At 70.7% G+C, this 20,148-nt stretch carries 19 protein-coding genes and 2 pseudogenes; 8 read left to right on the forward strand and 13 right to left on the reverse strand.

Translation table 11 applies throughout. From position 1 onward, the window contains the following. Window positions 1-23 precede the first annotated feature (23 nt). From ACWD4J_RS31790 to ACWD4J_RS31815, 6 genes are all read right to left on the reverse strand, one after another. On the reverse strand, window positions 24-419 hold the full coding sequence (locus ACWD4J_RS31790; protein ID WP_451398924.1) for an ATP-binding protein: 396 nt from the start codon (window positions 417-419) through the stop codon (window positions 24-26). A 71-nt stretch (window positions 420-490) separates the two neighbouring features. Further along, entirely contained in the window at window positions 491-829 is a 339-nt protein-coding gene (locus ACWD4J_RS31795; RefSeq protein WP_451398925.1) for an ArsR/SmtB family transcription factor, read from the reverse strand. A 5-nt stretch (window positions 830-834) separates the two neighbouring features. Next, a complete protein-coding gene (locus ACWD4J_RS31800) occupies window positions 835-1,026 on the reverse strand; it encodes a hypothetical protein (protein WP_451398926.1) in 192 nt (63 codons plus the stop codon). Window positions 1,027-1,303: 277 nt separating this feature from the next. Continuing rightward, complete coding sequence (locus tag ACWD4J_RS31805; RefSeq protein ID WP_451398927.1) at window positions 1,304-1,657, reverse strand: VOC family protein; 354 nt, start codon at window positions 1,655-1,657, stop codon at window positions 1,304-1,306. 75 nt (window positions 1,658-1,732) lie between these two features. Continuing rightward, window positions 1,733-2,683, reverse strand: a complete 951-nt coding sequence (locus ACWD4J_RS31810) for a M56 family metallopeptidase (RefSeq protein WP_451398928.1) — start codon at window positions 2,681-2,683, stop codon at window positions 1,733-1,735. 15 nt (window positions 2,684-2,698) lie between these two features. Next, a complete protein-coding gene (locus tag ACWD4J_RS31815) occupies window positions 2,699-3,088 on the reverse strand; it encodes a BlaI/MecI/CopY family transcriptional regulator (RefSeq protein ID WP_451398929.1) in 390 nt (129 codons plus the stop codon). Window positions 3,089-3,237: 149 nt separating this feature from the next. Here ACWD4J_RS31815 and ACWD4J_RS31820 point away from each other — a divergent pair, with 149 nt between their 5' ends. The 3 genes from ACWD4J_RS31820 (at window position 3,238) to ACWD4J_RS31830 (ending at window position 5,865) form a co-directional block, all read left to right on the forward strand. Next, window positions 3,238-3,723: a DedA family protein gene (locus ACWD4J_RS31820; protein ID WP_451398930.1), complete on the forward strand. Its 486-nt coding sequence runs from the start codon at window positions 3,238-3,240 to the stop codon at window positions 3,721-3,723. Next, the gene (locus ACWD4J_RS31825) at window positions 3,720-4,937 is read left to right on the forward strand and encodes a glycosyltransferase family 4 protein (RefSeq protein ID WP_451398931.1); all 1,218 of its coding nucleotides are present in this window, start codon (window positions 3,720-3,722) and stop codon (window positions 4,935-4,937) included. Before ACWD4J_RS31820 ends, ACWD4J_RS31825 begins: the two co-directional genes overlap by 4 nt. Before the next feature lie 91 nt (window positions 4,938-5,028). Next, on the forward strand, window positions 5,029-5,865 hold the full coding sequence (locus tag ACWD4J_RS31830) for an undecaprenyl-diphosphate phosphatase (protein WP_451398932.1): 837 nt from the start codon (window positions 5,029-5,031) through the stop codon (window positions 5,863-5,865). Between the two features lie 80 nt (window positions 5,866-5,945). Here the strand turns inward: ACWD4J_RS31830 and ACWD4J_RS31835 are convergent, their stop codons facing one another. The 6 genes and pseudogenes from ACWD4J_RS31835 to ACWD4J_RS31860 all read right to left on the reverse strand — a co-directional run. Then, the gene (locus tag ACWD4J_RS31835) at window positions 5,946-7,418 is read right to left on the reverse strand and encodes a SulP family inorganic anion transporter (RefSeq protein WP_451398933.1); all 1,473 of its coding nucleotides are present in this window, start codon (window positions 7,416-7,418) and stop codon (window positions 5,946-5,948) included. A gap of 218 nt (window positions 7,419-7,636) precedes the next feature. Continuing rightward, window positions 7,637-7,852: a hypothetical protein gene (locus ACWD4J_RS31840; protein ID WP_451398934.1), complete on the reverse strand. Its 216-nt coding sequence runs from the start codon at window positions 7,850-7,852 to the stop codon at window positions 7,637-7,639. Between the two features lie 92 nt (window positions 7,853-7,944). After that, window positions 7,945-8,358: a hypothetical protein gene (locus ACWD4J_RS31845; RefSeq protein ID WP_451398935.1), complete on the reverse strand. Its 414-nt coding sequence runs from the start codon at window positions 8,356-8,358 to the stop codon at window positions 7,945-7,947. Between the two features lie 528 nt (window positions 8,359-8,886). Then, window positions 8,887-9,252, reverse strand: coding sequence for a peptidoglycan-binding domain-containing protein (locus tag ACWD4J_RS31850; RefSeq protein ID WP_451398936.1), 366 nt, complete (start codon window positions 9,250-9,252; stop codon window positions 8,887-8,889). A 132-nt stretch (window positions 9,253-9,384) separates the two neighbouring features. Further along, window positions 9,385-10,602 (reverse strand): annotated as a pseudogene (locus tag ACWD4J_RS31855) (glycoside hydrolase family 36 protein); the annotation flags it as partial. 100 nt (window positions 10,603-10,702) lie between these two features. Then, window positions 10,703-11,293, reverse strand: a pseudogene (locus ACWD4J_RS31860) (family 43 glycosylhydrolase); the annotation flags it as partial. Window positions 11,294-11,669: 376 nt separating this feature from the next. Between ACWD4J_RS31860 and ACWD4J_RS31865 the strand changes: the two are divergent. After that, window positions 11,670-12,866 carry a cupin domain-containing protein gene (locus ACWD4J_RS31865; protein ID WP_451398937.1) on the forward strand — a complete coding sequence of 399 codons (1,197 nt, stop codon included), beginning with the start codon at window positions 11,670-11,672 and terminating at the stop codon, window positions 12,864-12,866. Continuing rightward, window positions 12,863-14,122 (forward strand): flavin-dependent oxidoreductase, encoded by a 1,260-nt coding sequence (locus ACWD4J_RS31870; RefSeq protein WP_451398938.1) that lies wholly within the window; start codon window positions 12,863-12,865, stop codon window positions 14,120-14,122. The genes ACWD4J_RS31865 and ACWD4J_RS31870 overlap by 4 nt, the downstream gene beginning before the upstream one ends. Before the next feature lie 272 nt (window positions 14,123-14,394). On the opposite strand, the gene ACWD4J_RS31875 is transcribed toward ACWD4J_RS31870, so the two are convergent. Beyond that, window positions 14,395-15,246: a fumarylacetoacetate hydrolase family protein gene (locus ACWD4J_RS31875; protein WP_451398939.1), complete on the reverse strand. Its 852-nt coding sequence runs from the start codon at window positions 15,244-15,246 to the stop codon at window positions 14,395-14,397. Between the two features lie 120 nt (window positions 15,247-15,366). Between ACWD4J_RS31875 and ACWD4J_RS31880 the strand changes: the two genes are divergently transcribed. From ACWD4J_RS31880 to ACWD4J_RS31890, 3 genes are all read left to right on the forward strand, one after another. Then, window positions 15,367-16,143 (forward strand): GntR family transcriptional regulator, encoded by a 777-nt coding sequence (locus tag ACWD4J_RS31880; protein ID WP_451398940.1) that lies wholly within the window; start codon window positions 15,367-15,369, stop codon window positions 16,141-16,143. Window positions 16,144-16,263: 120 nt separating this feature from the next. Beyond that, window positions 16,264-18,585 carry an ATP-binding protein gene (locus ACWD4J_RS31885; RefSeq protein ID WP_451398941.1) on the forward strand — a complete coding sequence of 774 codons (2,322 nt, stop codon included), beginning with the start codon at window positions 16,264-16,266 and terminating at the stop codon, window positions 18,583-18,585. A gap of 94 nt (window positions 18,586-18,679) precedes the next feature. Continuing rightward, entirely contained in the window at window positions 18,680-20,143 is a 1,464-nt protein-coding gene (locus tag ACWD4J_RS31890; RefSeq protein WP_451398942.1) for an aldehyde dehydrogenase family protein, read from the forward strand. Window positions 20,144-20,148: the final 5 nt, after the last annotated feature.

A 20,148-nucleotide genomic window follows, 5' to 3' on the forward strand; every position in this document is an offset into this window, starting at 1 on the left:
ACTCCCTGTTTGTCAGGTGCTCTCTACGAAGGAATCCGGAACCGTACGAGGACGACCTTGCCGCCGTGGTCGACGGCCGCCTCGGCGCTGACGTCGCCGTCGTAGTCGGCGGCCAGCTCGGCCACCATCCGCAGCCCGGCGCCCATGCCGTCGGGAGCGAGATCGGGCAGATGCGGCTCGGCGTCCGAGACGCCGATGACCAGCTGCCCGGCGGCGACCGTCATGCATACGTCCGCCACCGGCGAGCGCGAGGCGTGCCGCAGCACGTTGGTGACCAGCTCACTGACCACGATCAACACTGCGTCGGCGAAAGCGGAGTCGGCGGCGATGCCTGTCTCGGCGAAGTGTCCGGCCACCGTCTCCCGGGCCCGGGTCACTGCCTCCGGTCCCACCGGCACCGACGTGATGTGCCGCTGCACCTTCGGAAGCACATGTTCGACGGCCGCCGCGGGCCTTCCCTCCCGCCACGGCTGGAACCGGTGCCCGTCCACTACGGACTCACTTCCGCCTGGCGCAGTTCCTCGAGCAGGTCCTGCCGTCCGGCCAGGAGAACGGTGAGGACCCGCCGGGCCGCCGCGAGCAGCTCCGCCACGTCGCCGCCGGCCAGCTCGTACACCACCGTCGAGCCGGTGCGGGTGGCGGTGACGATCCCGGAGCGGCGCAGCACGGCCAGCTGCTGGGACAGGCTGGACGGCTCGATCTCGATCGCGGCCAGCAGCTCGCGCACCGGCATCGGCCCATCCTGTAGCAGCTCCAGCACCCGGATCCGCACGGGATGTCCCAGCATCCGGAAGAACTCGGCCTTCGCCTCGTACAGCGGAACCGGCATTCCGATCACCCCTCGTCCCCCTCGTCGACGATGTCCGCCTCGACGTCGATCCCGTTCGCCCGGGCCAGCCGCACCGCGTCGTCCAGCTCGTCCTGCGCGGCCGCCACCTCGTAGGCGTCCTCGGCCTCGAGTGCGGCCTTCAGACGGGCCCGCGCCTCCCGCACACGCTCCCGCAGCGCCTCGGCGAACCCACCCACCCGGACACCTCCTCTGCGATCTGCCGCCATGGCAACTAGCGAATTGAAGAACTCTTCAATCCTAGGGTGTGGGGACAGCCGCTCGGGACCTTGGGTAGGGCCTTGCGGCGCGAGCGCCGGAGCCCTGGGCAGGACCGGTTCCTCGACGAGGCACGAGAGGTCGAGGACCCGGTCCGCCTAAATGCGCTTGTTCGGAATCACCTCGCACACCGCGATCCGCTACGTCCGCGGCGCCCACCCCGAGCGCTTCCCCATCGACCCGATCCAGGTGTGGGCCTTACTGGCGCCGCTGGCCGAGGACGCAGAACTCGTTGCCTTCGGGGTCTGCCAATACAACCCACGATTGATCACCCTGGCCGATATCGACACGCTGGGCGCCAAGAGCCACCAGACGAGCCACCTCGGCGTCCTGGTCATCGGGCCTGAAGTCGAGATGCAGTCGGCTCTTGGCCTTCTTGCTCTCATCAAGCCGGACGAAGTCCAACCCCGGCAGGCGATCCGGCTCCGGGCGGATCTCGAACTCCTCATCAGAGGAATGGACCACAACCCAGCCAAGAGCTGTAGCCCACCACTGCCCCAAGGCCACCGGATCTTCCGAGTGAACAATTACCTGTTCCCATTCCAAGGTCATTCGCCGAGCTTAGACCTGCCAGGGCTTCGAACAACCGGGTATCAGTGCTCCGGTGGCTCTTGCCTGAGCGGGTCCCTACGACACACCGACGGTCTTCAGCAGGAGGTGGAGATCGTCGGCGGCGTCGGCCGTGGCGAGCGTCGCGGCGGCGAGGATGGCCGCGGTCGCGGCGGCAAGGGCTGGTGGGCGGCGCAGGGGTGGGGCGAGGAGGGCGGCGACACGGCGGGGCACCGGGCCGGCCGAGGCGAGCGGGTTGCGGCGGCTCGGGCGGCCGAGGATGCCGAGGGCGGCCGCGGTCGCGCGGGCGAGCGTCGGCGTGCGGCGGGAGGCGAGGGCGGCCTTGCCGACGGTGCGGGCGACGCGCGTGCGATCGCCGGTGGCAGTGGCGGCGTTCTCGTCGGCCCAGCGTTCGATGGTGTAGGTGACAGCGGTGGCGAAAGGGCGCAGCAGCGGATTGGCGGCGGCGCCGAGCTGGGCGAGGGCGACGAAGACGTAGTGGTGGGCGGTGAGGTGGGAGCGCTCGTGGGCGAGCAGGATGTCGTGCTCGGTCTCGTCGAGGGTGTGCAGCATGCCGGTCGAGACGACGACCCGGCCGGGCAGTCCTGGCAGTGCGAAGGCGTCCGGCGCCTCGTCGTCGACGATGACCAGGCCGTCGTCTGCGGGCATGCAGGCGGCCTCCAGTACGGCGGCGGCGAGGCTGCGAGCGCGGCGCCACAGCATGCGGGCGGCCATGAGTACGGCGGCGCCGAGCAGCAGGCCGGCGAGGAGGGCGGTGGAGAGCTCGGTGGGGTCGTCGTGCTGGGCGGTGTGGGCCGACCAGTGGCCGAGGGCGGCGAGCTGGGGGATCCGGATGAGGCCGGTGATGGCCAGCAGCCCCAGGGAGATGGTGCTTGCCGTACCCAGGACCAGGGATGAGGCGGTGAGCAGCCAGGTGGCCAGGCGGGGTTCGCACCGCTCGGACAGCGGGCGGGCGCCGAGCGGTGCGAGGAGACAGAGCAGCAGCGGCAGGTAGACGGCGATGCGCATCCGGGCGGCCTCTTCTTACTGGTCAGGGCCGGGTTCGGGGCCGAGCAGCTGGCGCAGCAGGTCGGCGTCGGTGTCGGACAGTGCGTCGGCGAAGCGGGCGAGCACCGCCTCACGGTCGGGCCGCTCCTCCAGGACGGAGCGCATACGGCGGGCCGCGAACCCGACCTCGTCCATCACCGGCGCATACGCGTACGCCCTCCCGCGCGGGGTGCGGGTGAGGAGCTCTTTGGTGTGCATCCGGGTGAGGATCGTCACCACGCTGCTGTAGGTCAGCTCGTCGCCGAGGCGCTCGGCGACCTCTCCCGGAGTCAGGGCGCCATCCGCCTGCTGCAGCAGGGCGAGGATCTCCGCCTCGCGTGCGCCGTTGGGGCGCTTGGGGCCCCGGTCGTGCGTAGTCCCGCCCATGGGGTTTGTCGTTCTCCCGCTCATCTTCTACAGTCGTGTAGAACTTCTACGGCGGTGTAAATGCTGCCGTCTCTTGAGTGTGCCATGCGCTCCTGCGCCGGAGACAGCCCCCCGTACGCCGCGGTGGCGCGTGGCAGAAAGGAACCTGGGTGCTCCAGGCCCTCGACCCGCTGGATGCCACCTCGCTGCTGACGACGCTCGGCACCGACCAGGTCGGTCACCTGCCCGGCCGCCGCGCCGGCCGGGTGTTCGTGGCGCACACCCGTAACCGCCACCTGGTGAACGGCGTGACGCGGGCCGAGGAGCTGTTGTCCCGGTACGGCCACGGCAAGGCGATCGTGCTGGCCAGGTTCATCCCGGTGGTGCGCACTGTGCTCAACCCGCTCGCCGGGATCGCGGGCGTGCCCACCCGCACCTTCGCGCTGTGGCAGGTCATCGGCGGGCTGGTGTGGACGGCGGGGCTGGTCCTGGGCGGCTACGCCCTCGGGCCGAGCGTGACGCATGTCGACCGCTATCTGCTGCCCCTGGTCGGGGTGATCGTGGCCGTCTCTCTGCTGCCGTTGGCCCTGGAAGTGCTCAGGTCCCGCCGTCGCGCCCGCACCGTCGCGGAGCTGATCCCGGGGAGCTCCGAGTGAAGATCACCTTTCTGATCCACAACGTGTACGGGATCGGCGGCACCATCCGCACCACGCTCAACCTCGCCGCCGCGCTCGCCGATCGGCACGAGGTGACCATCGTGTCGATGTTGCGCCACCGCACCCGTCCGCGGTTCGCCGTCGATCCGCGGTTGACGGTGGTGCCACTTGTCGACATGCGCGAGAACAGCACCGACGCGGTCGACCCGCTGCTGCACCAGCCGGCCGAGGTCTTCCCCGCCGCCGAGAAGCGGTATCGGCAGTACAGCAGCCTGACCGACCAGCGAGCCGAGCAGTACCTGCGGGCCTGCGACGCAGACGTGATCATCGGCACCCGCCCGGGCGTCAACGTGTACCTGGCCCGATTCGCCCCGCCCCAGGCCCTGCGCATCGCCCAGGAGCACCTCACCCACGACACCCACACGAAGCGGCTGCGCGCCCAACTCGCCCGCCACTACCGGGATCTGGATGCCCTGGTGACCACCACGGAGGCGGACGCCACCGTCTACCGGGCGAGGATGCACCTGCCAGGGGTCAGGATCTCGGCCATTCCCAACGGTGTGCCCGACCTCGGCCTGCCGCCCGCCGACACGAGCGCCAAGGTCATCGCCGCGGCCGGGCGCCTGACCCCCGGCAAGCGGTTCGACCTGCTCATCACGGCGTTCGCCGAGGTCGCCGCCAAGTATCCCGACTGGACGCTGCGGATCTACGGCGCGGGCAAGGAGAAGGACCGCCTGCACCAGCTGATCGACGATCACGATTTGGGCGGTCGGGCGGTGCTGATGGGGGTGGTCTCTCCGATCGAGGCCGAGTTCGCCAAGGCGTCCGTCGTCGCCTCCGCCTCCGATGCCGAGTCTTTCGGCATGACTCTGGTCGAGGCCATGCGCTGCGGAGTCCCGGTGGTCTCCACCGACTGCCCGCTCGGCCCCGCGGAGATCATCCACGACGGTGTCGACGGCCGTCTGGTGCCCAAGGGTGACCGACAGGCGCTGGCCGACGCGCTGCTCGACCTGGTCGCCGACGAGTCCGCTCGCCGCCGTATGGGTCAAGCCGCTCGCCGGGCCGCCCACCGTTACGACCCCGCGCACATCGTTCACACCTACGAAGACCTCTTCGCAAACCTGGCCGCCTCACGCCGCTCCCGCGCATGGGCACGCCGCACATCCACCTGGCGAGCCCTGGCCGCACGCATCCTGCGCCGACGGCCCCGCTGACCGTTACTTCTGCGCCCGTACACCTGCTCCTCGCGGCGCTCCGCTCCCACGTTCGTCGCCCACGTCCCCAACACCACAGACAGGAATCACCGTGAGTGCCATCAGCCTTGGCCAGTCCGTCGTCCTCGGAGTCGTCGAGGGGCTGACGGAGTTCCTGCCCGTCTCCTCCACCGGCCACCTCAAGATCACCGAAGGGCTCATGGGCATCCCGGTCGAGGACAAAGCCGTCGTCGGCTTCTCGGCTGTCATCCAGGTCGGCGCCATCGCCGCGCTGCTGGTGTACTTCTTCACGGACATCCGGCGCTTCGTCACCGCCCTCTGCCGCGGCCTCGTCCACAAGCAGGAGCGGTACCACCACGACTACAAGTTCGCCTGGTGGGTCATCTACGCCACCATCCCGATCGTCGCCGTCGGGCTGGCCGCCAAGCCGCTCATCGACGGCCCGCTGGCCTCGCTGTGGGTGGTCGCCGGTTCCCTGATCGTCGGCAGCGGGCTCATGTGGGCCGCCGATCAGATGGGCCGGCACAAGCGAGGTGAGGACGACACCTCCTTCAAGGACGCGATGCTGGTCGGCTGTTCGCAGATCCTCGCGCTGCTCTTTCCCGGCTTCTCCCGCTCCGGCGCCACCATGTCCACCGCGCTCATCCTCGACCTGGACCGCGTCGCCGCCACGCGCCTGTCCTTCTTCCTCGGCCTCCCCGCTCTGACGGGCGCGGGCCTGTACGAGCTGAAGGATGCGCTCGGTGCGGGCGTGGGCGCGGTCCCGCTGGCCGTCGGCACGGCCGTGTCCTTCGTCGTCGCCTACGGGACCATCGCCTGGCTGCTGAAGTTCGTCGCCAACCACTCCTTCAACGCCTTCGTCGTCTACCGCATCATCGTCGGCGTGGCGCTTCTCGGCCTGCTGGCCACCGGCGTGCTGTCAAGCTGACCCAGTCGTCCGCACCAGCCCAACCGCCGAGGGCCCGCGAGCCCGTGAGGCGGCCGGGGCGCCGCCTCACGGATCCGCAATCACGCCGACGTGCGAGCACGCTCCGGCTGGACGGTGTGCGCGTTGTGCTGGTCCGCCCACGTCTGCAGTGCGCTCATGCAGGCGTGGTCGAGGTGCCGCAGTCCGGCGAGATTGAGCTCGACGGGCCGGTCGGTGGGCAGGTGCTCCAGGGCGTCCAGGATGCGCGGCAGGCGCAGGAAGGTCGCGTGGCCGACGATCCGCGCCGTTACCGGGCCGGTGCCCGGGTCGTCGACCTCGATGTGGACATGTGAGGTCTCCCACGCGGCCTTCACCACCGCGAGCAGCAGCCCGATCAGGACGCCTTCGAGCATATTGGTGACCAGGATCGCCCCGGCGGTGATCACCAGCACCACGGCCTCGCCCCGGTGTTCATGCCACAGCGGTCGCAACTCCTTTACGGGCAGCAGCTTGAAGCCTGCATGGACGAGCACCCCGGCGAGTGCGGCGGTCGGGATCATGCCGAGCGTGCCGGGCAGCAGTGCGGCGAACAGCAGCAGCCACCCCCCGTGCAGGACGCGGGAGAGCTTGGTGCGGGCCCCGGCCTGGACGTTGGCGGCGCTGCGGACGATCACCGCGGTCATCGGCAGCGCGCCGAGCAGCCCGCATACGGTGTTGCCCGCGCCCTGGGCCAACAACTCCTTGTCGTAGTCGGTCTTGGGGCCGTCGTGCAGCCGGTCCACGGCCGCCGCGCTGAACAGCGACTCGGCCGAGGCGATCAGCGTGAAGGCCACGATCGTCGTCAGCAGGCCGATCTCGGACAGGCGCGAGAAGTCGCCGATGGCAGGCGGCTGGATCGCCTCCATCAGGCCTTTGACCTCGACCCGTTTGACGGGCAGGTCGAAGACGGCGGTGGCGAGCATCGCCGAGCCGACCGCGACGAGCGGGCCGGGCAGCAACTGCGCGCTGCTGGGCAGCTTCTTCCACAGCGTCATGACGACGACGGTCCCGGCGCCGACGCCGACCGCGGTCAGGGCCGGGTCCGAGCCGAGAACGTCGACCACCAGGTTCGGCAGACCGGTCGCATTCGACCTGCCGCTGCCCGGAGCCTTGCGGTCGGCGAGTGCGTACAGCTGTCCGGCGATCAGGACCAGGCCGATGCCGGCGAGCATGCCGTGGACGACCGACAGGGAGATGGCGCGGAACAGCCGCCCCAACCGCATGGCGCCCAGGGCGAGTTGGAGCAGGCCCGTGACCAGGACGATCACGCCGAGCGCGGGCAGTCCGTACTCGCTCACGGCGGTGAACACGAGCACGGTCAGGCCCGCGGCCGGACCGCTGACCTGGAGCCTGCTGCCGGGCAGCAGCCCGGTGACCAGGCCGCCGACGATGCCGGTGATCAGGCCCAGTTCCGCCGGGACACCGGAGGCGACGGCGACGCCCACGCACAGCGGCAGGGCGACGAGGAAGACGACCAGGGAGGCGGTGAGGTCGGTGCGCAGGGCGCGCCGGAGAGTGGAGGTGAGTGAGGTCATGGCGTTCTCTCGGGTGGGGGAACGAACGTCGCGGTGAGCGCGACCGGAGTGGACGGGGCGGGGCCCGGGCGCTCGGGTCGCAGGGGCTTGAAGGTCCGGCTGCCCGGCTCACAAGCCAGGACCTGGCCGGTCTCGACGGTGTAGTACCAGGCGTGCAGCCTCAGCCGTCCGGAGGCCGGGCGGCGGGCCACGCACGGGTGGGGCTGCGGAGCGCGGCGCTAACGGAAGAGCGCCGCCAGGTTGCGCAGCGCGAAACCCCGGCGCATGGCCGGCAGGTGATCCGCGTGGGCAAGGGCGTCGGCCCGGGTGTGGTCCCGGGGCGGTGCGATCCGGTCTCGGCCGGCGTCGGCGGAGGCGGGTGGCTCGGGTTGTGGTGCGCGGCTATGGGCGATCTCGGCGCGGACGAGGGCGCCGATGGCGGCGTACGTATCCATGGGCATGGTGGGGCTCCGGTGCGGTCGTGGAAGACAGGGCATGGCAGGACGAACCCACCCGCGGCAAGCGGGTGGGGTGCGGCCGGGCCCAGTCAGCAGCGCATGACCGTTTCGGCAGGAAGGCAAAGACCGCGGCGAGTGCATGCCGGGCCATGGGCCCCGGCATGTCCCGCCGGGGTCGCCCAGGAAGGCGGGACGCTGCCCGGCGCCACCGCTCCGGCGGCAGGGCCCGACACCTGGCGGGGCCCGTCCGCAGACGCGTCGCACGACTGTGAGGCGTCACCGTGATGACCGTCGCCGCCCGCGTCGAGCAGTGCGACATCGGGTGCCGCGTCGCAAGGCAGGCCGGAGGGTGCCACGGCGTGCTGCCGCAAGCAGTCGTCCAGGTCCAGCGCCGGCAGGTGCGAGGTGCCGGAGGTGAAGGCGGCGTGCAGCAGTGCCAGCAGGGCGACGAGCACGGCGGCACCAAGGCCGCGGCGAGCCGCCGCCTCGGCCGTCGTGGTCATGTGCCGCATCTCGCCCTCTCGTTGCTTTCCTGCCAGGAAACCCCGCGCATCGGCCGACCGCGCACAGGAAGGGCTGATCAGGGGCCGGATTCACCCGATGTGGTGATGATCCGGACTTGGATCTCTCGCGTGCCCGTGCGCCCCCGCTACGACAGTCCGTCGTCATGCAGCGGTCACCCCCTGCCGCCAGGGGTCCCGGCGGGAACCTCATGACCGGTGCTCTGCGGGACCTTGCCCAGCGGCTCTGTCCCATGGCTGGCCTGGCGTGCCCTGACCGCCACCGGGCTGGCGTGTGCGGCCGCGGTCGCTGCTCTCGCCCGCACACACCTCACCGCCCGGCAGCCGCGCTCGTCGCAGCCTGAGGGCGGATGTCCGGACCGCATCGCACGGTCCGGGCATCCGGTCCACCGGGCATCCGGTCCAGCTGGGCCTCGCCGCAGCTTTCGTGCACGGTCTGCCGGCGCAGTGCCTCACGAGCTCCGCGGTGTCCTCGCTCGTGCGGGCATGCTGGTGCGATTGCTCAGGCCGTCAGGCCGGATAGGGGTCGTAGCAGTCCAGGACCGGGTGGTAGAGCACCTGCCAGGTGCGCGCATCGATGACGCCGCTCTCCGGCAGGCCATGGCAGCCTTGGATCCACATGGTCTTCTTCAGCATGACCGAGCCGAAGACCCCGTCGGGGGTGAGCTTGGGCGGCTGGCCTCCCCACATGTTGCTCAGGCATTGCGCCTGCTTGACGGCCGTACCGGTGTCACCGTAAGTAAGCGTGGGCCGAAACGCCGATGAGATGTACGAGCACTCCCCGGGCACGGCCACGGTGACCTGTGGCACCGCCAGACCCAGCGACGCAGCTGCGCACAGCGCCGCGCCCAAAGTGACCAGTCTGCGCTGTCTCATGCCGCTCCTTCCGGCCCGCCTGCTCGCTGGGCTTCTAGAGTCGATGGGTACGCCCCATCCTCACCACATTCAGCAAGGTCCGCGAGTTGCCGTCGCGCGTGTACGGTCCGTACCGCCGTATCGGTACGGCGGTCACGCACGCTCCGCCGGGGCGACGGTGATCAGGACCGCGGAACCCTCGGCCGGCAGGCCCACCCGCAGGGTGCGATCGCACTCGTCCCAGTCGAGCCTCGTGTGCTTCCCCGCCTCGAACAGCACCCGCGGCCGGACGGCCGTGCCGGTCCGGGGGAGCGGCACCGTCACCGTCTCGGGCGCCCCGTCACGGCGCCACAGTGCCAGCAGCGTCGTACCGTCCCGCGCGTCCAGCGCCAGGGCCGGCCAGCCGTCACGCCAGCCCGGCAGGCCCAGCGGCCAGTGCGGGCGGGCATCCGGCAGGAGGTGGCGGTAGGTCGTGTACGTGGCCAGGGCCGCGCGCACCAGCGCCATCTGATCGCTGCTCAGCAGGTCGGGGCGACCGCTGAGGTGGACACGGCCGAGCATGGCCGACACCAGCACCATGCCGAGTTCGGCCTCGGTGTGCTCGGCCTGCGGGTACGCCCAGATCGCGCCCTGCTCAGGGGTGACCGCGGTGGGCGCGGCGGCGGCGATAGCGGGGATCAGGCGGAAGTCCTGGTCGGTGACGGAGTGGATGGGCAGGCGGGAGAGGATCGCGTGGTCGGTGCGGCTGCCGCCGGCCGCGCAGCTCTCCAGGACCAGGCCGGGATGGCGGTCGAGGACGCCGTCGAGCCAGTCGAGGTAGGCGCGGTTGTGGCCGAGCAGGCCGTCACCGGGGCTGTCGGTGCCACTGGGACCGTCGGTGCAAGCGCCGATGTCGATGTTGTAGTCGAGCTTGAGGTACCCGACGCCGTAGTCGCGCACCAAGCGGTCCACGACCCCGTCGAGGTACGCGCGGGCGGCCCGGTGCCGCAGATCGAGCTGGTTGCGGCCCCACTCCACGACGCGGACACCGTCCCGCCGGAAGAACGCCTCGTCCGGCAGCGCGGCGGCGACCCCGCTGCGCACCCCCACGGCCTCCGGCTCCAGCCACGGCCCCGGAACCATCCCCGCCTCGCGGATCCGGCCGATCACCTCCCCGAGTCCCCCGGGGAACCGTGACGGCGCCTCCTCCCATACCCCCACCGCGTCCCACCAGCCCGGCACCCCGCCCGGACCGACCGTGCCGGGCGGCTCGGCGTCGAACCACCCCGCGTCGATGCAGAAGACCTCGGCGCCCGCCGTCGCGGCGGCGTCGACCAGAGGCAGCAACGCTTTCGTGCTGGGTTCGCCCATCAGGCTGTTCATGAAGTCGTTGAAGACGACGGGGAGTTGTCCGAGGTCGGGGTGCGGCCGGCGCGTGGTGGTCGTAACCGGTGCCGCCGTCTGCGGTCAGCAGGTAGTACCAGTCACCCTGGCGGTACAGGTTGGGGCCCTCGATCCACCCGGCCTGAGGCGGCAGCGCGATCTGTACCGGGTCGCCGACGAGGCGGCGCGCGGCGCGGTCGTAGCGGGTCGCCTCCAGGCCGGCCGAACCGCCGTGGCCCGGCCGCCAGTCGTGGACCAGGTTCAGCAGCCAGCTGTCGGGGCCGTCGTGGGAGAGGGAGGCGTCGAAGCCCCGCGCGTGCAGCGGCACCGGGTCGGACCAGGGACCGTGGATCGAGGGTGCCGTCGTGAGGTAGTTGGGGCTGTCGGTGAAGCCGCCCGCGTATGTGGAGACGTTGCTGTAGACGAGGTGGAACAGGCCGTCCGCGTGGGTGAGGTTGGGTGCCCAGACCCCGCCCGAGTCGGGGCAGCCGGTGAGGTCCAGCAGGCGCGCGCTGTCCAGGGCGCCGCCGAGCGGTCGCCAGTGCACCAGGTCCCGGGAGTGGTGCAGCCGTACGCCGGGGTGCCACTCGAACGTCGAGGTCGCGAGGTAGAAGTCGTCACCGACGCGCAGGACGGATGGATCGGGGTGCGAGCCGGCCAGTACCGGGTTCTGGATGGTCTGTGCCGTCCGCTGTTGCATGCGGGGTCTCCGCCTCTCCTGCCTCAATGGCCGCGCCTGTGAGCGCCCTGATTCGTCTCGATCGTCTTGATCGCCGAGGACCGTCGTGTCGAACACGTTCGCACGCAATGTCCGGGAGGCGTCCTGCGCGCTGTGGCCTGCCTCGAGGAAGGGCCGTGAAGCAGCAAGTGTATACAGCAGGCCTCGGTGAGTGGGCTTGGCTCAACGGTGCGAAATCCAGAGCAGCCCAGAATTAGCCCGTAGAAGCGCTGTTGAGGGCGGTTGGTGTTCGGTGCTGGCTGGACTTTGGACATCCAGTGATTGACCTATGGTGCAACTCCTGCATACAGTCGCGCCCACAAGAAATAGTTGGCCAACCAACGGAGGCGAGCCAGCCGTGGCAAGTGAACCGGAACCTGATGCCCTGAGTCCGAGCGACGTCGACACCGCCGAGGTGGCGTTCGACGAGCTCTGCGGGGCGCTGGCCGCTCGAGACCTGAAGGGTCTGTGGAGCAGGCCGCCGCTGCAGTCAGAGCCGAGGCCGATGACCCGGGCCCATCTGTGGCGTTGGGACACGATCGCCCCGTTGGCCAAACAGGCGGGCCAGGTTCTCGACCTCCAGAGCGGCGACGGTCAGCGGCGGGCGCTGCAGTTCTGCAACCCCGGCCTGCGAGCCGGCACCACCGAGGCGCTGTTCGGTGCCTACCAGTACCTGGAGGCGGGCGAGACGGCGCCGGCCCACCGCCACTCGCCGGCGGCGATCCGTTTCATGATGACCGGCTCGAGTGTCTACACCACGGTCGACGGGGACGCGTGCTGGATGGAGCCCGGCGACCTCGTGCTGACACCGAACTGGGCCTGGCACGACCACACCAACAAGAGCGATCAGCCGGCGATCTGGCTGGACGTGATCGACGTGGTCCTGGTCGCGACCCTGGAGTCGGTGTTCTTCGAGGACCACCCGGTCGGCATGCAGGAACTGATCGGCCACGGCGTCTCGGAGCGGCGGTTCGCCGGCCCGGGGCTGCAGGACGCCTCGGCCCCCGCCGACACGAAGCCGTACTCACCGCTGATGCGCTACCCGTACGCGCAGGTCGACGCCGCGCTCGAGGCGCTTCACGAGCAGAACGGCGGCCAGAGCGTGACGGTGGAGTACAAGAACCCGGTCACCGGCGGCCCCGCCATTCCGACGATCACTTGTCAGATGACGCGTATCCACCCCGGGGGACTCACTCCGCCGCGCCGTCAGACCGGTGGCCAGATCCACACGGTGTTCCGCGGTCGCGGGCGCTCGGTGATCGGCGGGACCGAGTTCGAGTGGGGTCCCGGCGACGTCTTCGTCGTCCCGTCCTGGGTCCCCGTCGAACACGAGGTCACCGAAACGGCGGACCTGTTCATCGGCAGCGATCGAGTCGTACTGGAAGCCCTGCACCTCTACCGCGACGAGGAGCTGCACGAGCGTCAGGAGGTGACAGGCGTGTTCAAGTCGAACACCGGAGCGGGCGCTCCTGACGCGGGCCAGACCGACGGCGAGCCGCCCCTGCGTGTCGGCGCTCCGGCCGCCGCGCCTCACCTGGAAGGAGTGAACCGATGAGAGTGGCGATCGCCGGTGGTGGTATCGGCGGACTGACCACGGCGTTGATGCTGCACAGCGCCGGCATCGACGTGACCGTCTACGAAGCGGTGCCCGAACCGCGGCCCCTCGGCGTCGGCATCAACCTCCTGCCGCACGCCGTCCGCGAGCTCGAAGGACTCGGGATACTCGACGAGCTGCTCCCGCTGGGGGTCGCGACCGAGGAGCTCGTCTACGCCAACCGCCACGGCCAGTTCGTATGGCGCGAACCCCGTGGACTCGCGGCCGGGTATCCGGTGCCCCAGCTCTCGATCCACCGGGGCAACCTGCAGATGGCCCTGCTGGAGATCACTCGCCGGACACTCGGCGAGGGCGCTGTTCAGACGGGCCGCAAGGTCACCGGCTTCGTGCCCAGCAGTGGTGGTCCCGTCACCTTCCACCTGGTCGACAGCGTGACCGGTCATGCGTACGACGAGACGGCAGACGTGCTGATCGGGGCCGACGGCATCCACTCGGCCGTCCGGGCGCAGCTGCACCCCGGGGACGGGACGCCGCGCTGGAGCGGTGAACTCATGTGGCGCGGGACCACGCTGGCACCGCCCTTCCTGACCGGCAAGTCGATGGCACTGATCGGCACCCGCGGGCGCAAGATCGTGGCGTATCCGCTCTCGGCGCCCGACGCCGACGGCAATGCGCTGATCAACTGGATCGCCGTTCTCGACAACACCGCCCAGAGTCTGCCGGGCGTCGAGGACTGGAACCGCCCCGGGCGCCTGGAGGACTTCCTCCCCGAGTTCGCTTCGTGGTCGTTCCCCTGGCTCGACGTGGTGGAGCTGGCGCGTGGCGCGGAGGGCACCTATGTGTTCCCGATGATCGACCGGGACCCGCTGCCGAGCTGGACGTCGGGACGCACGACCCTGCTGGGAGACGCGGCGCACGCCATGTATCCGGTGGGCTCGAACGGCGCCTCCCAGGCGATCCTCGACGCCCGTGCGCTGAGCCGCGCGCTGGTCGAGGAAGAGGATCCCGGCGCCGCGCTGGCGCGCTACGAGCAGGAGCGTCTGCCGGCCACCGCCGGCGTCGTCGCCGCCAACCGCAACCAGGGAGCGGCCAGACTTCTCGACCTCGCCGAGGAGCGCGCCCCCGAGGGATTCGACAGCGTCAGCGACGTGTTCGCGCCCGGGGAGCTGGAGGCGATCGCGACCGACTATCAGCGGATCGCGGGGTTCACCGCGGCAGGCGTCGCGGCAGGCGGGGCAGGCGAACGTCGGGGGTAGTGACGACGGCTGGGGGAGTCCGTGACGCCGTGACGGCAGCTGGTGGAGTCCGTGACGCCGTGGCGTGCGCGGACTCCTCCGGACATGGCGACGACCTCCGTCCGCACCGTGCGATTTCGAGTCGCGCGGCGTGGACGGAGGCCGTCGCCATGCAGGTCGTTCACGAGCACCGACACGGGCTGACTGGAGCCCTGTCGGCCTGGTCGACGAAGGCTCGCGCGGCCGGCCGGACAAAGCTCTGCCCGGTCGGCCACGCGGCCTGTTCCCCTCGGTCAGCCGACCGCCGCGGTGACCGGAATCGTCAGCGTGGGAAGGTCCGAGACCGTCAGCGACAGTTCGTCCCCCGGCGCCACCGGACCGACCCCGTCGGGAGTGCCGCTGGCGATGATGTCGCCGGGTTCGAGGGTCATGGCTTCGGAGTAGACCTCGATCAGGCGCGGCACGTCGTAGATCAGGTCGGCGACGCGGCCCGACTGCCGGACGGTCCCGTTGAGGCTGAGCTCGATCTCCAGCTTCGACGGGTCCGGGATCTCGTCCGCGGTGACGATCGCCGGACCCAAGGGCGTGAACGTGTCGAAGCTCTTGCGGTACGGGCGGTCCTCCTGGCCTCGCAGAGTGATGTCCACGAGCGGGACGTACCCGAACACGTAGTCGAGCGCGTCGGAACGCGAGACGCGCCGGGCGCGCCGCCCGATGACGACACCCAGTTCGCCTTCGTAGTCGACGCGGCGTCCCGGGGCCGGGTGCTCGATCGCGCCGTCCGGCCCGACGATGGAGGAGGGTGCCTTGAGGAAGCCGACGTACGTCTCGATCGTGCCGGCGACACCGCTGGTGAAGGCCCCCGCCTTGATCATCTCGTCCCGGTGGGGGCCGTGGTTGACGGGTGCCGCCACGATCTTGGTCGGGCGCGGTTGAGGCGCGCGGAAGACGACGCCGGACCGCGGGATGCCCGTGGTGGCCGATGCGTCGAGCAACTCGGACGCCAGCTCCTCCCAGTTCTCGATCAGCGCGTTCATGCGGTCGGTGGGGCGGATCGAGGCGTCGAGCACGCTCGTCACATCCACGATCGTGTCGTCACGGCCCCAGACACCCAGCCGGTAGTCGTCGAACAGGCTCAGCTTCATCGTGCTCCGCTCACCTTCATCGGTACGGATCGCATCCACGGCTGCATACACTTGGTGTTGCCCATCGTGGATTTCTCAGTGAACTCCCTGCAAGAGTGCGGCTACTGTATACTCTTCGGGATGACCGAGGAAACCCTGAATGGTGGTGCAGGCGTGGATACGTGGCTCGACAGCCTCGCTCCGATCCCGCGTGAGGCGGGTGATCATGCCGCCAACGCCGCCCATGCCTATCTGCGCACGCTGGTGCTGAACGGGACCGTCCCGCCGCACGCCGAGCTCAATCAGGTGGAGCTCGCCGAGCGGTTGGGTATCAGCCGCACCCCTGTACGTGAGGCCGTGCGCATGCTCCAGGAGGAGGGGCTGGTCGAGGCCGAGCCGTACAAACGGGCGCGGGTCATCGGCTTCGAGGCGGCGCAGTTCGAGTTCGTCTACGTACAGCGGATCATGCTCGAGGGCCTCGCCGTCCGCCTCACGGTGCCGTCGATGAGTGACCAGGACAGGGCCGCAGTCGGGGAGTTGGCCGCCGAGCTGGCCCGCATGTCCGGTGACGCGGGGCGGACCCCGGAGTGGAACGAGACCCACCACCGCTTCCATCTGGCGTTGGTGGCAGGAGCCGGGCCCCAGTTGCTGCGGAGCATCGAGGGCCACATGCAGCGCGCCGAGCACTATCGCCTGCAGTACCAGTACCGGGGCCCCCGGGCGTCGCTGCGGCACCTCGGAGAACACGAGCGCATTGCGGAACTCTGTCGGGAACGCGACGCGACGGGCGCGGCCAACGAGCTCGCGGCCCACCTGGCGCGAACCGCCCTGTCGATGATCGGAGAGCTCGCGCCCCGCTACGACCCGGCAGCGGTGCGTGAGGCCCTGGGGCTGTTCCACGCGCCGGGAGTCATCTGACCACTTGACTCGCGGGGCATGCTGGCCGACGGTGTTTGGGCGGCCAAGCAATGGGCCCGCGGCGGCACGGTCCCAGCTGGACCGACCACGGCCGCCGCAGAGCGATTGGATCGGGGCCCCATGGCCGAGCGAACGTCACCCGTAGGTGCGGGCAACCTGCCCGCCGCAGTCACCAGTTTCGTCGGACGGCGCCAGGAGATCGGCGAGGTCCGGGGGCTCCTCGGCGCCGCCCGACTGGTGACATTGACCGGCGTGGGCGGGGTCGGCAAGACACGGCTGGCGATCGAGACCGGCGCCGAGGCGAGCACGGCGTTCGGCGACGGGGTCTGGCTGGTCGACCTCGCGGCCGTACGGCAACCCGAGCTGGTCGCGCAGGCCGTGGTGACCGCGCTGGGGATTCCCGACCAGTCCACGAAACCGCCCGTCGAGCAGCTGATCGACCACCTGGCCCGGCGGCAGGCGCTGATACTGCTGGACAACTGCGAGCATCTCGTCGACGCCTGCGCCGTCCTCACCGATCGGCTCCTGCGCGGCTGTGCACGGGTGCGGGTGCTCGCCACCAGCAGGCAGGTGCTGGGCATCGTCGGTGAGCACGTCTACCAGGTGCCGCCGCTATCGGTCCCAGACCCGGACACCCCGCCCCCGGTGGAGGCGCTCGGTCAGTACGAGTCCGTGCGTCTGCTGGTGGACCGTGCGACGGCGATCAGGCCCGGCTTCGCGGTGTCGGACGCGAACCGTGTGGCGGTCGCGCGGCTGTGCGCCCGCCTCGACGGCATCCCGCTGGCCGTCGAACTGGCCGCGTCCCGGCTGCGCTCGCTGCCGCTGAGCGAGGTCGTCGACCGGCTGGAGGACAGGTTCGCGCTGCTGACCGGCGGCAGCCGCGCCGCGCTTCCCCGTCAGCGCACCCTGCGCGCGCTGATCGACTGGAGCCACGAGTTGTGCTCGGCGGAGGAAAGGCTGCTGTGGGCGCGCCTGTCGGTGTTCGCGGGCGGCTTCGACCTCGCGGCCGCCGAAGGGGTGTGCGCCGACGACGCACTGCCGCGCACGAAGATCGTGGATCTGGTCGACCACCTGGTCGGTCAGTCGGTCGTGCAGGCCGTGGAGCGCGACGGCCAGGTGCGCTACCGGATGCTCGAAACCATCCGCGAATACGGCTGGGACCTGCTGGCGGCTTCCGACGAGCACATCGCGTTGCGGACCCGGCACCAGGAGTTCTTCGGTCAACTGGCCGTGCACGTAGCGGCCACTTGGTACGGGCCCGGCCAGGAGGAGGGCCTGGCCAGACTCCGCGCCGACCACCGCAACCTGGAGGCGGCGCTGGAGTGGTGCGTCAGCAACGGCAAGGCGAAGCAGGCCCTGTCCCTGGTGGCGGCGCTGCGCCACCACTGGTGCGCCGACGGCTTCCAGAGCGAGGGCAGGCGCTGGCTCGACCGCGCACTCGACCTCCCCGGACCGCCTTCGCCCGAACGGGCCACCGCCCTGTGGGTGGCCGGCTGGGTCATGCTGCAGCAGGGTGACTACGACGGAGCCGAGGCCCGGCTGGCGGAATGCGAGAAGCTGGCCGCTGAACTCGGCGACGAGGTGGCGCCCTACATAGCGTTGAGCCTGCGGGGCACCGCGGCGCTGTTCCGTGGCAACCTGCCCAAGGCGCTCGACAGCTTCGAGGCCGCCTCGGCCGGTCTCACCAGGATGGGGGACACCGGCGGCACCCTCTTCACGGACTTCCAGGCCGCCATCGCGCACGCCCACGCGGGGGACGAACGGGCGGCGCAGAAAGGCGAGCGCGCGATCGCCCTCAGCGAGCAGCTCGGAGAGCGGTGGACCCGTTCGTACGCGCTGTACGCACTGGGCCTGCGCGCCTGGGCGCACGGTGAGCTGGACTCGGCGACCGCCCTGGCCCGCGCCGGGCTGCAGATCCAGCGCGGGTTCAACGACCACGTCGGCACCGCTGTGCTGATCGAACTGCTGGCCTGGATCGCCGCGTCCAAGAAGGAGTTCGGCCACGCCGCCCGACTGCTCGGCGCGATCCGCTCGATCTGGCGCGCCATCGGCACCTCGCTGTCCGCCTTCGGACCGCACCTGGACCACCACCATGCCCAGTGCGAACGCCAGGTGCTGCACGCGCTGCGCGCCGAGGCATGGGAGGCCGCGCTCGCCGAGGGCGGGCGGATGGACCACGACCAGGCCATCTCCTACGCGCTCGACGGCCCCACCGGCGTGCGGCCCGCCGTCCCACCCGCTGCCGCGGACGAGGTGCTGACCCGGCGCGAGCGCGAGGTGGCCGCGCTCGTGGCGGAGGGCCTGAGCAACCGCCAGATCGCCGAGTCACTCGTGCTGTCGCCCCGCACCGTCGACGGGCACGTCGAGCGCATCCTGGCCAAGCTCGGGTTCGCGTCGCGCGCGCAGGTGGCCGCCTGGGTGGCTTCCTCGGGTACCAGGTAGAACCACGGGGATTGCGGATCGGGTAGGTCTGCCCATGTCCTTGGACCGCCTCTCCGGGTGACGCTCTGCGCCACACCAGGACGAGGAGGTCTTCATGGTGACGATGCAGCAGGCGCAGCCCCGAGTCGACGTAGCACCGGGCAGCCTGTTCATTGACGGTCAGTGGGTACCGGCGACGGCGGGCGTCACCCGGGAACTGCTGGACCCGGCGACCGGCCAGGTCGCCACGACGGTCGCCGAGGCGGACGAGTCCGACGCCGAGCGCGCGGCCGCCGCGGCCCACCGGGCCTTCGAGGAAGGGCCCTGGCCCCGCTTGAGCCCGCGCGAGCGCGGCCGGATCCTGCTGCGCACCGCCGACCTGCTGCGCCGGCGGGCGGAGGAGTTCGCGGAACTCGAGTCGTACGACGTAGGCAAGCCCCTCACCTTCACCCGCCGCGTCGACGTACCGATGACGATCGACACCTTCGAGTACTACGGCAGCCTCGCCGCTGGAATCGAAGGCGCCACGCGGACCACGGCCGCGCCCACGCTGGCCTACACCCGCCGCGAGCCGATCGGCGTCGTTGCCGCGATCACGCCGTTCAACTTCCCGCTGGTCCTGTCCTGCAAGAAGATCGCCCCGGCTCTGGCCGCCGGCAACACGGTCGTGCACAAGCCGGCCGTGGAGACCCCGCTGACCGCGCTGCGGCTGGCCGAGGTGCTGCAGGACGCCGGCGTGCCGGACGGCGTGTTCAACGTCGTCACCGGGGACGTGGCGGCCGGCCGGGCACTGGTGCGCGATCCCCGCGTGGGCAAGGTGGCGTTCACCGGCTCGACCGCCGCCGGCAAGCAGGTCATCCGCGACGGCGCCGACACCATGACCAAGGTGACCGTCGAACTGGGCGGCAAGAGCGCGAACATCGTCTTCGCCGACGCCGACCTCCCGGCCGCCGTCACCACGGTGGTCAAGGCCTTCACCTTCAACACCGGCCAGTTCTGCATGGCGGGCACCCGGCTGCTCGTCGAGCGGCCGGTGTACGAGGACGTGCTGAAGGGCGTGGCCGCCGCACTCGCGCACGTGAAGATCGGCGACCCGTTCGCTGAAGACACCGTGATCGGGCCCATGGCCGGGCCGAACCACCGGGCGAAGGTCCTGTCCTACGTGGACCGTGCCCGGCAGGACGGCGTCCGCGTCATCGGCGGCGACCACCCGGACGGACCCGGTTTCTACGTCGCTCCGACGGTGCTCGCGGACGTCGACCAGCACTCGGCCTACGTACAGGAGGAGATCTTCGGGCCGGTGCTGACGGTCCAGCCGTTCGACACCGAGGAAGAGGCCGTCCGGCTCGCCAACGGCACCCCGTACGGTCTCGCCGCCGGGCTCCAGACCCGCGACGTCTCCCGCGTGCACCGGGTCGCCGCTGCTCTGCAGGCGGGGACGGTATGGGTCAACACCTGGGCCGCGATGGACCTCTCCATGCCGATCGGCGGCTACAAGCAGTCGGGGTACGGCCGCGAGAACGGTCCCGAGGGACTCGACGAGTACCTGCAGACCAAGTCGGTCGTCGTCGCCCTCTGAGCATC

Source organism: Streptomyces sp. NPDC002577 (assembly GCF_053594815.1).